Source organism: Streptomyces cyaneofuscatus (assembly GCF_042718795.1).
GTDB classification, from domain to species: Bacteria; Actinomycetota; Actinomycetes; order Streptomycetales; family Streptomycetaceae; genus Streptomyces; species Streptomyces cyaneofuscatus_A.
Map to the genome: position 1 here is coordinate 72,871 of NZ_JBHXOX010000012.1, position 12,519 is coordinate 85,389.

Below are 12,519 nucleotides of genomic sequence, written 5' to 3' on the forward strand. Positions count from 1 at the left end.
GCTTCATCATCTACGTGAGGTCGACGACCGGTGCGTCTTCACACCCGCCGCAGCACCGCCACCACCTTGCCGAGGATCGTCGCCTCGTCACCGGGGATCGGCTGGTACGCGGCGTTGTGCGGGAGCAGCCACACATGGCCGTCCTCGCGGCGGAAGCGCTTGACCGTCGCCTCACCGTCCAGCATCGCGGCGACGATGTCACCGTTCTCCGCGACGGGCTGGCGGCGCACGGTGACCCAGTCGCCGTCACAGATCGCCGCTTCGATCATCGAGTCACCGACGACCTTGAGGACGAACAGCTCGCCGTCGCCGACGAGCTGGCGCGGCAGCGGGAAGACGTCCTCGACCGACTCCTCGGCGAGGATCGGCCCACCGGCGGCGATCCGGCCCACCAGAGGGACGTACGACGCGGCGGGCTTCCCCGTCGTGTCGGTCGGCTGGGTGCTGGGCTGGTCCGATCCGCGTACCTCGTAGGCGCGGGGCCGGTGCGGGTCCCGCCGGAGGAACCCCTTGCGCTCCAGGGCCATCAGCTGATGGGCGACGGACGACGTGCTGGACAGGCCCACCGCCTGACCGATCTCCCGCATGGAGGGCGGGTAGCCCCGCCGCTGCACGGAGTCCCGGATGACCTCGATGACCCGCCGCTGCCGGTCCGTGAGCCCCGAGCTGTCCGCCCTGATCCCTGGCGGCCTCCCGGGCAAGGAGCGCCCGGGTCGCGCGGGCTCGGGCCCGTCCGTGTTCGTGACTGAGTCATTCATGGCATGCACCGGCTCAAGTCGGCTCTGGGAGCGGTGGTCCCGGGCGGTGATGGTGGCACTGTCTGCGGTCGTGGTCACGTCGGCCCCTCTCGAATGGTCTCCCTAGCTGGACAACGGTAGTAGCTTTCGAAAGGTTGCGCCAAACACACGTTCGAGTGAAAAACGAATAAAGGGCTGCCGCGATGCTTCCCGGAGGTGTATGAGCAGGGAGCGGAGGGCTCGTACGGGTCCGGCCGAGGTCCGCGCCCAGTCTTTCATCCCGCATCCGCGCTCCCGGCCCCCGGCGGTTCGCGCACCGCGCGATTCCCGTAGCCTCTTCCCTGGCCCGCGCTTCCTCCGGACACGTCCGGGGCGCGACACGCGGTAGGGCCGAAATTGCGACGCAACCCTAGATCTAGTGGTTGGATCGTCCCGGCCGCCCAGAAGTTGTGGTCCCGGGTTCATTCGGACCAGGGCCATCGCCTATGCTGGGGACTGCCTCCGAGGGGCCCGCGAGGGCCGGCCGGAGAGGCTATTCAGTCGCGCTGTGAAGGAGGGTTGGGAGCCATGCACTGCCCCTTCTGCAGGCACCCCGACAGCCGGGTCGTCGACAGTCGCACCACCGACGACGGGACGTCGATCCGTCGCCGCCGCCAGTGCCCCGACTGCTCCCGCCGCTTCACCACGGTGGAGACGTGCTCGCTGATGGTGGTCAAGCGCAGCGGCGTGACCGAACCCTTCAGTCGCACCAAGGTCATCTCCGGCGTCCGCAAGGCATGCCAGGGCCGGCCCGTCACGGAGGACGCCCTCGCCAAACTCGGCCAGCGGGTCGAGGAGGCGGTGCGCGCCACCGGCAGTGCCGAGCTGACCACCCACGACGTGGGTCTGGCCATACTCGGCCCCCTGCAGGAACTCGACCTCGTCGCGTACCTGCGCTTCGCGTCCGTCTACCGGGCGTTCGATTCCTTGGAAGACTTCGAGGCCGCCATCGTGGAATTGCGCGCGCAGCGGCCCACCGCGGAGGACTGCGGGAGCGGCGAGACCCTTGAGGTCCCCGCCCCTGCCATTGCCGCCGACTGAGCGGCACCTGCCCGTCACCGTCCGGAGTCATGTCCTCCGGCTGGTGACCGGGCGCTTCAGAACCTGTTCCCGCGGCCCTACGTGGCCCGCAGGACGACGGACACACACTGTGCCTGGGAAGAACTGGGCACTTCAGGGCGTTTTTGCCCACATATGGGAGGCGGCATGACAGAGACGGCGAGCGGCCCGGCACGAGGTTCCCGCACCAAGGGCACCAAGGCGAGCAAGGGTCTGCGTATCGAGCGCATCCACACCACCCCCGGCGTGCACCCGTACGACGAGGTGGCGTGGGAGCGCCGGGACGTCGTCATGACCAATTGGCGCGACGGCTCGATCAACTTCGAGCAGCGTGGCGTCGAGTTCCCCGACTTCTGGTCGGTGAACGCGGTCAACATCGTCACCAGCAAGTACTTCCGCGGCGCGGTCGGCACCCCGCAGCGCGAGACCGGTCTCAAGCAGTTGATCGACCGGATCGTGAAGACGTACCGGAAGGCCGGCGAGGAGAACAGCTACTTCGCCTCTCCCGCGGACGCCGAGATCTTCGAGCACGAGCTGGCGTACGCCCTCCTGCACCAGGTCTTCAGCTTCAACTCCCCGGTCTGGTTCAACGTCGGAACGCCCCAGCCGCAGCAGGTCTCCGCCTGCTTCATCCTGGCCGTCGACGACTCCATGGAGTCGATCCTCGACTGGTACAAGGAAGAGGGCATGATCTTCAAGGGCGGCTCCGGCGCCGGCCTGAACCTCTCCCGTATCCGCTCCTCCAAGGAGCTCCTCTCCTCCGGCGGCAACGCGTCGGGACCGGTCTCCTTCATGCGCGGCGCCGACGCGTCCGCCGGAACCATCAAGTCCGGTGGCGCCACCCGCCGTGCGGCCAAGATGGTCATCCTCGACGTCGACCACCCCGACATCGAGGCCTTCATCGAGACCAAGGTGAAGGAGGAGGAGAAGATCCGCGCCCTGCGTGACGCGGGCTTCGACATGGACCTGGGCGGCGACGACATCACGTCCGTCCAGTACCAGAACGCCAACAACTCGGTCCGGGTGAACGACGAGTTCATGAAGGCCGTCGAGGCGGGCTCCAAGTTCGGGCTGCGCTCCCGGATGACCGGCGACGTCATCGAAGAGGTCGAGGCCAAGTCCCTCTTCCGCAAGATGGCCGAGGCCGCCTGGGCCTGTGCCGACCCGGGCATCCAGTACGACGACACCATCAACGCCTGGCACACCTGCCCGGAGTCCGGCCGGATCAACGGCTCGAACCCGTGCAGCGAGTACATGCACCTGGACAACACCTCGTGCAACCTCGCCTCCCTCAACCTGATGAAGTTCCTCAAGGACGACGGCCTGGGCAACCAGTCCTTCGAGTCCGAGCGCTTCTCCCAGGTCGTCGAGCTGGTCATCACCGCGATGGACATCTCGATCTGCTTCGCGGACTTCCCGACGCAGAAGATCGGCGAGAACACCCGCGCCTACCGCCAGCTCGGCATCGGTTACGCCAACCTCGGCGCCCTCCTGATGGCGACCGGCCACGCGTACGACAGCGACGGCGGCCGCGCCCTGGCCGGGGCCATCACCTCGCTGATGACCAGCACCTCGTACAAGCGCTCCGCCGAGCTGGCCGCGGTCGTCGGCCCGTACGACGGCTACGCCCGTAACGCCGAGCCGCACCAGCGCGTCATGAAGCAGCACGCCGACGCCAACGCCAAGGCCGTCCACGTCGACGACCTGGACTCGCCGGTCTGGGCCGCCGCGACGGAAGCCTGGCAGGACGTGATCCGGCTCGGAGCGAAGAACGGTTTCCGCAACGCGCAGGCCTCGGTCATCGCGCCCACCGGCACCATCGGTCTCGCGATGTCCTGCGACACCACCGGCCTGGAGCCCGACCTCGCCCTGGTCAAGTTCAAGAAGCTGGTCGGCGGCGGCTCGATGCAGATCGTCAACGGCACGGTGCCGCAGGCGCTGCGCCGTCTCGGCTACCAGCCGGAGCAGATCGAGGCGATCGTCGCCCACATCGCCGAGAACGGCAACGTGATCGACGCGCCGGGCCTCAAGCCCGAGCACTACGAGGTCTTCGACTGCGCGATGGGCGAGCGTTCCATCTCCGCGATGGGCCACGTCCGGATGATGGCGGCCATCCAGCCGTGGATCTCCGGCGCGCTCTCCAAGACCGTCAACCTGCCCGAGACGGCCACCGTCGAGGACGTCGAAGAGGTCTACTTCGAGGCGTGGAAGATGGGCGTCAAGGCGCTCGCGATCTACCGCGACAACTGCAAGGTCGGCCAGCCCCTCTCCGCCAAGACCAAGGACAAGGAGAAGGAAGAGGTCACCGCGAAGGCCGAGGAGACCATCCGTACGGCGGTCGAGAAGGTCGTCGAGTACCGCCCGGTCCGCAAGCGCCTCCCCAAGGGCCGTCCCGGCATCACCACCTCCTTCACGGTGGGCGGCGCCGAGGGCTACATGACCGCCAACTCCTACCCGGACGACGGTCTCGGTGAGGTCTTCCTGAAGATGTCCAAGCAGGGCTCGACCCTCGCGGGCATGATGGACGCCTTCTCCATCGCCGTATCGGTCGGCCTGCAGTACGGCGTCCCGCTGGAGACGTACGTCTCGAAGTTCACGAACATGCGCTTCGAGCCGGCCGGCATGACGGACGACCCGGACGTGCGGATGGCGCAGTCGATCGTCGACTACATCTTCCGCCGCCTGGCGCTCGACTTCCTGCCCTTCGAGACCCGCTCCGCCCTCGGCATCCACTCCGCCGAGGAGCGCCAGCGCCACCTCGACACCGGTTCGTACGAGCAGTCCTTCGAGGCGGACGTGGACACCGAGGCCCTCGCCCAGTCGGCCCCGGTGCAGCCCGAGCTGAAGGCGGTGACGGCTCCCCGCGAGTCCGCCGAGAAGCCGGCTCCGGCGACGGCGCACACCTCGGCCGAGCTGGTCGAGATGCAGCTCGGCATCAGCGCGGACGCCCCGCTCTGCTTCTCCTGCGGGACGAAGATGCAGCGCGCCGGCTCCTGCTACATCTGCGAGGGCTGCGGCTCGACCAGCGGTTGCAGCTGACACCCGGCTGAGCGGTGACGTGTGAAGGGGACCGGCCCCGGGCCGGTCCCCTTCGGCGTTCGGGCAGCTCTCCTGGGGAGGGGTGTGGTGTGCGAGAGCGCCACCATTCGAACGTGACGAAGGCCCAGGAGTACCTGACCGCCGTGCGGTGATGCCGCGGGCCCTGTGCTCAGGACCCGCGGCCTCGCGAAGTCGTCCTCACCCTGGTTGGTCCTCACCCTGGTTGGCCGAAAGACGTCGGCGTGGAGAGGTGTGCGTCGAGGCATCGCGTCAGGCCCCGGCGTCGCGGTCCCCCATCACCGCGGCGAACGTGTTCGGGTCGGCGTCGAAGCCACGTACCTCCGCACGGAACGTCCACTGCCCGGAACCGGTACGGGAGAACTCCCCGACGACGGCCGCCGTCGACGACGCCACCCGCGCGAAGTCGTCCTCGACCAGGCTCGTGTAGCCCTCCCGGATCTCCACCACCGTGCTGCCGACCTCGCCGAAGGTCGTGCGGCCCTCGCGCTGCTGGATGGCGACGCCGACCACGACCCGGCCGTACCGGTCCGCCAGCCGGCCCAGCTCGATCGTCATGACCTCGTCGAAGCCGAACCCCTGGCCGGTCCTGCTGTCCCGGTTCAGCGTGATGGTCCCGTCCGGCGAGCGGCTGTCGAAGTGCACCAGGTACGCGGGGCTGCCGTACGGCGCGTCCGCCGGGTAGGTGGCCGCGATGATGTCGAGGTCGACGTCCGGTTGACCGTGCGGGCTGGGGTCCCACTTGATCCGTACTTCGACCTTCTCGATGTCCTTGTTCGGAGTGCTCACCGGACTTCCCCTCCTGGCCGACGGTCCACGGACCGTTCTCATCATCCGATTCACCCGATCATGTACGGAACGGGCCGCGCCGCCAACTGCCCGCGTGGCGGGCGACCGGATCGGGCCATGTGCTCGGGGACGGCCTTGCGGGGGACCGTGACCCGTGCCACGTTCCGCGCCGTACGATGGCGCGGTGCTGGTGAAGTGGATTCGCTGTTCCGTGGTGGACCGTCATGGTTTCGAGCGGGGACAGCGGAAGTGGGCGGGGCTGCTCGGCGAGCCGGGGTTCAGGGGGCAGAGCGGCGGGTGGAGCCGAACGCGCCCCGGTGTCGCCCATGTCTTCGCGTTCTGGGAGAACCGCGTCTTCTACGACTCGTTCATGGCCCGTGGACACGACCGCCCGGCGACCGGGCAGGCCGGCACCTTCCGCGACATGCAGGTCATGCTCTTCGAGCGCCGGTTCGACGTGAAGACGGGTTTCGAGCCGGACTTCACGGACGCGGATGTCGTCAGGGTCGCGCACAGCAGCGTGCACGAGAACCGGGCCGAGCACTTCGTGCTGATGCAGAAGCAGGTGTGGAACCCGGCGATGGCCGGTTCCCCCGGCATGCTGCGCGGGGTCTTCGGGGAGGCGCCCGGCAACGAGTTCCTCGTGCTGTCCCTGTGGAAGTCGGCTGCCGAGCGGGGCAAGTACCGCGCCGACGGGGCGGAGCGCCTGGCGGCCCGAGCGCAGACCGAGACGGACGTGGCCGCGCTGACGGGGGACGTCGTCGAGCTGGAACCCTCCTGGACGGTCTGACATCGGCGCCTGAGGATCACGCGTGATCTGTACGGATCACGCGGAATCGCCGTACACCCCCTAGGGTCGGTGCATGGCACGACCGCAGCGCATCGTCCTCGTCCGGCACGGCGAGTCCGAGGGCAACGCCGACGACACGGTGTACGAGCGGGAGCCCGACCACGCGCTCCGGCTCACCGCGACGGGCCTGCGGCAGGCCGAGGAGACCGGGGCGCGGCTGCGTGAGCAGTTCGGCGAGGAGCGGGTGAGCGTCTACATCTCCCCCTACCGGCGCACCCACGAGACGTTCCGGGTCTTCGGTCTTGATCCCGCCCTGGTCAGGGTCCGCGAGGAGCCCCGGCTGCGCGAGCAGGACTGGGGCAACTGGCAGGACCGGGACGACGTACGGCTCCAGAAGGCCTACCGGGACGCCTACGGGCACTTCTTCTACCGCTTCGCCCAGGGGGAGTCCGGCGCCGACGTCTACGACCGGGTCGGCGCGTTCCTGGAGAGCCTGCACCGCAGCTTCGAGGAGCCGGACCACCCGGAGAACGTCCTGCTGGTCACCCACGGGCTGACGATGCGGCTGTTCTGCATGCGCTGGTTCCACTGGTCGGTCGCCGAGTTCGAATCGCTCTCCAACCCGGGCAACGGCGAGGCGCGAACCCTGCTCCTCGGCGAGAACGGCCGCTACACCCTGGACCGGCCCTTCCAGCACTGGCGCACCCCTGAGCCGTACGGCCGCACCGGATAGAGTGGCAGGGCGATGACCGTTGATTCTGCTTCCGAGCGGCGCTTCGAACGCGCCCTGGCCAGCCTGCGTGGCCTGTCCGTGGGAGACGCCCTGGGCTCCCAGTTCTTCGTCCCGGTCAACTACCCGCTGCTCAAACAGCGCCTGTTGCCGCCCGGCCCCTGGCAGTGGACCGACGACACCGAGATGGCCGCCTCGGTCCTGGCCGTGCTCGCCGCCCACGGCCGTATCGACCAGGACGCGCTCGCGCACTCCTTCGCCGAGCACCACGACTTCGACCGGGGCTACGGCCCCGCCGTGAACCGGCTGCTCCGGCTCGTACGGGAGGGCGGCGACTGGCGCGAGCTGGCCTCGGGGCTCTTCAAGGGGCAGGGGTCGTGGGGCAACGGTTCGGCCATGCGGATCGCCCCGCTCGGCGCCTGGTACGCGGACGACCCGGAGCAGGCCACCCACCAGGCCGAGATCTCCTCGTACACCACCCACCAGCACCGTGAGGCCGTCGTCGGCGCGATGGCCGTCGCGGCGGCCGCCTCGCTCGCCGCGGCCCCGGGCGGGCCGCCGAAGCCCGAGGAGCTCCTCGACGGTGTCATCGCGCTCGTGCCCCGCAGCGCGGTCGGCGCAGGGCTGCGCCGGGCCCGCGACATGCTCGACTACCAGGACGCCGGCACGGTCGCCGCGGTCCTCGGCAACGGCCGCAGGACCAGCGCCCACGACACCGTGCCGTTCGCCCTCTGGTCGGCGGCCAGGAGCCTCGGAGACTTCGAGGAGGCCTTCTGGCTGACGGCTCAGGCGGGCGGCGACGTCGACACGACCTGCGCCATCGTCGGGGGCGTCGTCGCCGCCTGTACCGCCGGGGCGCCGCCCGCCGACTGGCTGGCGCAGACGGAGGCACCGCCCGGCTGGCTACTCCCGGCGCGGCACTGACTGTTTGACAGGGGACTGTCACGGTCCTGCCACAGGCCTCACTCTGAGTGTTCGCGAACACCGGTTCGGGACTAATCTTTCGGCCACGCCGCCCCCTGGTCGATCTTCACCGATCGACCTTCTTGGGCGTGCGCCGAATGAGATGCCGGGACCACGCGCCCCTATGGGGTGTGCGCGGGTGCTCGGTGGGGGAGGGGTCCCATGTCCGAACAACCGTCCGAGGCATCCGGGGTGTCCGGGGCGCCTCAGGCGTCCGAGTCGCCCAAGGCGTCAGGCCCCCCGGCCGACCCCTCACCGACTCCGCAGCCGCAGCCGCAGCCGCAGCCGCAGCCGCAGTTGCGGTCATCGTCATCCTCGCCGTCCCCGGCCCAGGCCGTCGAGCCGCCGGCCACCCCCGCGTACCTCCACGCCCAGCGGCAGCGGGCCCAGGGGGCGCAGCAGACCTGGCAGCCCGGCCGCCCCTGGCAGCCCCCCGTCAAGCGCCCCGGCGCGACGGCCAAGCTGCGCCCGGCCGCGCCCCCGCCGATCCCGCCCGCCGTCCTGTGGGCCGCCCTGGCCACCGCCGTACTCAGCGCGCTCCTGCTCGGCGACGGCCTCGGGGTGAACCTGCTGATCGTCGCCGTGCCCGCCGCCCTCGCCGCCGGGTTCGCCGCCCGGGCAGCGGGGCGCCGGCTGCGGCCCTGGACCGCCACCTGGGCCGTCGGCGGTCTCGCCCTGCTCGCGGTGCCCGCCCTCCGGGACGCGGGCTGGCCGACCTTCCTGGCCGTCGTGTCGGCCTTCGCCCTGGGCTCGCTCGCGCTGCACGGCAGCCGGAGCTGGCTCGGCGTGCTGATCGGCTCCGTGGGCCTCGTGGACTCGGCCGCGGCCGGGGTCCGGTGGGGCTGGCGCGGGATACGGGAGCGGGCCGACGACTCCCGGGGACGCTGGGGCACCGCCGTACGCACCACGGCTGTGGCCGTCGGGCTCCTCGTGGTGTTCGGGACGCTCTTCGCCAGCGCCGACGCCGCCTTCGCCGACCTGCTGGGCCGGCTCACCCCCGATGTGTCGATCGTCGACGGCCCGTTGCGGACGTTCCTCTTCCTCGTCGGCCTCGTGGGCGCGCTGGCCGCCGCCCGCACCGCCGCCGCCCCCGTGCGCTGGGACGGGCTCATCGTCCAGGCGGGCAAACCCCGGGGACGTACGGAGTGGGCGCTTCCGCTCATCGTCCTGAACCTGCTCTTCGCCGCGTTCATCACCCTCCAGCTCGTCGTCCTCCTCGGGGGTTACGACAAGGTGCGGGAGAAGACCGGGCTCGACCACGCCGAGTACGCCCGCCAGGGCTTCTGGCAGTTGCTCTGGGCCACCCTGCTCACCCTCGTCGTGATCGCCCTGGCCCTGCGCTGGGCACCGCGCGGCGGCAGCCGGGACCGGACACTGGTACGCGCCGTGCTGGGCACCCTCTGTGTGCTCACCCTGGTCGTCGTCGCCTCGGCGCTGCGCCGCATGGACCTGTACGTCGAGGAGTACGGGCTCACCCGGCTGCGGATCTCCGTGGCCGCGATGGAACTCTGGCTCGGCGTCGTGTTCGTCCTGATCCTGGCCGCGGGGGTGTTCGGCGCCCGGTTCCTGCCGCGCGCGATCGCGGTCAGCGCCGCGGCCGCCGTCCTGGCCTTCGGGGCGATCTCCCCGGACGCGGTGGTCGCCGAGCAGAACGTCCAGCGCTTCGAGGACGACGGCACCTCGATCGACCTCGACTACCTCAAGGACCTCTCCGCCGACGCCGTACCCGCTCTCGACAAGCTGCCGGAGCCGCAGCGCTCCTGCGCCCTCCGGGTCGTCCAGCGCGAGCTGCACACCTCCGACTCCCCCTGGTACGCCACCAGCTGGGGCGAGGCGAGGGCCGAGGAGATCCTCCGCGAGCGCCCGGCCACCGCCGACCACCGCACCTGCTACGGCCTGGGCACGGACGGCGTACGGGAAGGCGAGCGCGACGGCTACGAGCAGGACCCCGACGGCTACGACCCCTACTGATCCCACCCCGGAGCGACGCCCCCCGGCCGAATCTCGGTGTCCCCGGTGCCCCGGGGTGTCGCTGCCGTCGCTCTCGGCGTACGCTGTCTGGCGCCATGCCGTACGAACCACCCACGCACACCGTCGAGCGCTCGCTTCGCGCTACCACCGGTGCCAGGACCGTTGCCGGTGTCGACGAGGTCGGACGCGGGGCGTGGGCCGGACCCGTCACCGTGTGTGCCGCGGTCACCGGTCTGCGCCGACCGCCCGAAGGCCTCACCGATTCCAAGCTCTTGACGCCGCTGCGGCGTGCCCAGCTCGCCCCCGTGCTGGAGAGCTGGGTCACCGCCCACGCCCTGGGCCACGCCTCCCCGCAGGAGATCGACGACCTCGGCATGACCGCGGCGCTGCGGCTCGCCGCCGTACGGGCCCTGGAGGGGCTGCCGGTGCGGCCCGACGCGGTGATACTCGACGGCAAGCACGACTACCTGGGCGCCCCCTGGAAGGTCCGTACGGTCATCAAGGGCGACCAGTCCTGCATCGCGGTGGCGGCCGCCTCGGTCATCGCCAAGGTGTACCGCGACCGGATGATGGCCGAACTGGGCGGGGAGTCCGAGGAGTACACAGACTTCGCCTTCGGTGCCAACGCGGGGTATCCCTCGCCGGTGCACCGGGCCGCACTGGAGGAGCGGGGGCCCACGCCCCATCACCGTCTCTCCTGGGCGTACCTGGACGCGCTGCCCCGGTGGCAGCACCTGAAGAAGGTCCGTTTTTCCGCCGAGGCGGCCGCACTCGAAAGCGGGGGCCAGCTCGGCTTCGAATTCTGATCGCGCGCAGGCGCCCACCGCGATGCCGACCGACCACGTCGGCCCGACCAACCACCTTTCCTGCCTCTCTTCCCTCATCCTTCAGGAGCCTCAGATTCACGAGAGTGCCCAGGGTCCCCGCGTCGCTCCGGCCGCCGGCCGTACCGCGCCGACCCCCCGCCCCGTACCAGGTCCGCGTTCCGCGGCCACGCCGCGTCCCGGTCGTCCGGTCCCCGGCCCCGCGCGCCCCACGCCTCCGGCACAGCGCGCACACCCCGTATCCGTACCCGCGACCGCACCGGCTCCCGCACCGGCTCCCGTAGCGCCGACGAGCGCTCCGAGCCGGCCGGAGAATCGTTCCGCGCCCCAGCTCCAGCTGATCCCGGCCCCGGCCGGCGGGGCCCTCGACGCGGCCGAGGAAGCGGTCGACCTGCTGCTGGAGTCCGGCCGCGCGCCGGGCGACATCCTGGTGCTCACCACCGGTGAGCAGCACCCGTGGGCCGCCCACGAGCTGTCCTTCGGCGACGCCGCGTACTGGTCCCACCAGGACGCCGGTGACGACGTCTTCTTCGCGGACGCCTCCGCGGTCGACCGGGCGAAGCCGCGGCCCGTCGTCGTCGTGGCGGTCAACGGGGGCGCCGGTGACACCGTCACCCGCGCGCTGCCCGTCGCCCGTGACCGCGCCGCCGCGCTGCTGATCGTCTGCGGAGACCCGCAGACGATCAACTCCGCACTCGGCGCGGGTGTCTGAACCGTCGTACCAGTCGTCACCGTCGTACCGGTCGTAACCCGTCGTACCGGTGCGCAGCAGCCCCGGCCGCCGTCACGGGCGGCCGGGGCTCAGCTTCCGGTGTGTTCTGCGGTCACCGGGCGGCCGAGCGGCGCAGCGCCTGGGCGGAGCCGCCACCCGTCCGCGTCAGCGCGGGCTGCTGTTCGGTGACGAGGTCGGACAGCGGAGCCGGCTCCGACAGGGAGCTGGGCCGCCGTCCGCCCCGCCCTTCGCCGAGCACCTGCCAGCCCCCGCCGGTCAGCGTGATGTAAGCACCGCACCGGAGCCCGTGCAGGGTACAGGCGTCCCGCAGGCCCCACATCCACGCGCCGTCCTCCTCGGTCCACCGCTCGTCGCCGTCGCGGCAGTAGAGAAGCACGGCCGTACGCACCGGAGTACGCCGGCGCAGATCGTGCGGGATCACGCGCCGCAGATGGGCGAGCAGGGCGTTGCGGAAGTCCCAGCCGTCCGCCGCCGCTGTGTCCCGGCGGGTGAAAGAGGCGCTCGCCGTGAGCCGTTCCTCATGGTCGAGGACCGCCACGACGGCGGTGGCGGGCGTCGGCCGGTGCCGGGAGTGCAGCCCGCTGACGACCTCGCGCGGACTGCGCAGCAGCGGTATCCCCGCCGAGGCCCACTCGGCGGGTTCGAGCATCCGGGCAAGGCGGTTGACGGAGTCCGCTCCACCCGGTGGGGTCGAGAACGCCGATATCGAAGTGGCTGAGGACGGGGCGAATCCGAAGGTCATGATCCTCCCTTCGCTACGCGCCCATGGTGCGGGCAGGGTCGAGTGAGGGCGCGCCGCGGCACAGCCCTTCCGGGCCCGACGAGAA

The 12,519-nt window shown here is 70.9% G+C and carries 11 protein-coding genes; 8 read left to right on the forward strand and 3 right to left on the reverse strand.

The window, feature by feature from the left end:
• Positions 1 to 38 precede the first annotated feature (38 nt).
• Positions 39 to 836 (reverse strand): transcriptional repressor LexA, encoded by a 798-nt coding sequence (gene lexA / locus ACFWRT_RS15895; protein ID WP_026242273.1) that lies wholly within the window; start codon positions 834 to 836, stop codon positions 39 to 41.
• 468 nt (positions 837 to 1,304) lie between these two features.
• On the opposite strand from lexA, the gene nrdR reads away from it, so the two are divergent.
• Positions 1,305 to 1,817 (forward strand): transcriptional regulator NrdR, encoded by a 513-nt coding sequence (gene nrdR, locus ACFWRT_RS15900; protein ID WP_128844588.1) that lies wholly within the window; start codon positions 1,305 to 1,307, stop codon positions 1,815 to 1,817.
• Positions 1,818 to 1,982: 165 nt separating this feature from the next.
• Complete coding sequence (locus tag ACFWRT_RS15905; protein WP_380949867.1) at positions 1,983 to 4,874, forward strand: vitamin B12-dependent ribonucleotide reductase; 2,892 nt, start codon at positions 1,983 to 1,985, stop codon at positions 4,872 to 4,874.
• A gap of 270 nt (positions 4,875 to 5,144) precedes the next feature.
• Here the strand turns inward: ACFWRT_RS15905 and ACFWRT_RS15910 are convergent, their stop codons facing one another.
• Positions 5,145 to 5,681 (reverse strand): TerD family protein, encoded by a 537-nt coding sequence (locus ACFWRT_RS15910; RefSeq protein ID WP_380949866.1) that lies wholly within the window; start codon positions 5,679 to 5,681, stop codon positions 5,145 to 5,147.
• 184 nt (positions 5,682 to 5,865) lie between these two features.
• Between ACFWRT_RS15910 and ACFWRT_RS15915 the strand changes: the two genes are divergently transcribed.
• The 6 genes from ACFWRT_RS15915 (at position 5,866) to ACFWRT_RS15940 (ending at position 11,671) form a co-directional block, all read left to right on the forward strand.
• Complete coding sequence (locus ACFWRT_RS15915) at positions 5,866 to 6,471, forward strand: YdbC family protein (RefSeq protein WP_380949865.1); 606 nt, start codon at positions 5,866 to 5,868, stop codon at positions 6,469 to 6,471.
• Positions 6,472 to 6,544: 73 nt separating this feature from the next.
• Complete coding sequence (locus tag ACFWRT_RS15920) at positions 6,545 to 7,204, forward strand: histidine phosphatase family protein (protein WP_380949864.1); 660 nt, start codon at positions 6,545 to 6,547, stop codon at positions 7,202 to 7,204.
• Positions 7,205 to 7,216: 12 nt separating this feature from the next.
• Entirely contained in the window at positions 7,217 to 8,125 is a 909-nt protein-coding gene (locus tag ACFWRT_RS15925) for an ADP-ribosylglycohydrolase family protein (RefSeq protein ID WP_380949863.1), read from the forward strand.
• 201 nt (positions 8,126 to 8,326) lie between these two features.
• Positions 8,327 to 10,135, forward strand: a complete 1,809-nt coding sequence (locus ACFWRT_RS15930) for a DUF4153 domain-containing protein (RefSeq protein WP_380949862.1) — start codon at positions 8,327 to 8,329, stop codon at positions 10,133 to 10,135.
• Between the two features lie 95 nt (positions 10,136 to 10,230).
• On the forward strand, positions 10,231 to 10,941 hold the full coding sequence (locus ACFWRT_RS15935; RefSeq protein ID WP_026242271.1) for a ribonuclease HII: 711 nt from the start codon (positions 10,231 to 10,233) through the stop codon (positions 10,939 to 10,941).
• Between the two features lie 22 nt (positions 10,942 to 10,963).
• A complete protein-coding gene (locus ACFWRT_RS15940) occupies positions 10,964 to 11,671 on the forward strand; it encodes a hypothetical protein (RefSeq protein WP_380949861.1) in 708 nt (235 codons plus the stop codon).
• A gap of 112 nt (positions 11,672 to 11,783) precedes the next feature.
• On the opposite strand, the gene ACFWRT_RS15945 is transcribed toward ACFWRT_RS15940, so the two are convergent.
• Positions 11,784 to 12,434: a hypothetical protein gene (locus ACFWRT_RS15945; protein WP_350682983.1), complete on the reverse strand. Its 651-nt coding sequence runs from the start codon at positions 12,432 to 12,434 to the stop codon at positions 11,784 to 11,786.
• Positions 12,435 to 12,519: the final 85 nt, after the last annotated feature.

Coding starts and splice junctions, on each gene's coding strand:
- nrdR (WP_128844588.1), top strand. CDS start 1,305: ATGCACTGCCCCTTCTGCAGGCACCCCGACAGCCGGGTCGTCGACAGT.
- ACFWRT_RS15905 (WP_380949867.1), top strand. CDS start 1,983: ATGACAGAGACGGCGAGCGGCCCGGCACGAGGTTCCCGCACCAAGGGC.
- ACFWRT_RS15920 (WP_380949864.1), top strand. CDS start 6,545: ATGGCACGACCGCAGCGCATCGTCCTCGTCCGGCACGGCGAGTCCGAG.
- ACFWRT_RS15925 (WP_380949863.1), top strand. CDS start 7,217: ATGACCGTTGATTCTGCTTCCGAGCGGCGCTTCGAACGCGCCCTGGCC.
- ACFWRT_RS15930 (WP_380949862.1), top strand. CDS start 8,327: ATGTCCGAACAACCGTCCGAGGCATCCGGGGTGTCCGGGGCGCCTCAG.
- ACFWRT_RS15935 (WP_026242271.1), top strand. CDS start 10,231: ATGCCGTACGAACCACCCACGCACACCGTCGAGCGCTCGCTTCGCGCT.
- ACFWRT_RS15940 (WP_380949861.1), top strand. CDS start 10,964: ATGCCGACCGACCACGTCGGCCCGACCAACCACCTTTCCTGCCTCTCT.
- ACFWRT_RS15945 (WP_350682983.1), bottom strand. CDS start 12,434: ATGACCTTCGGATTCGCCCCGTCCTCAGCCACTTCGATATCGGCGTTC.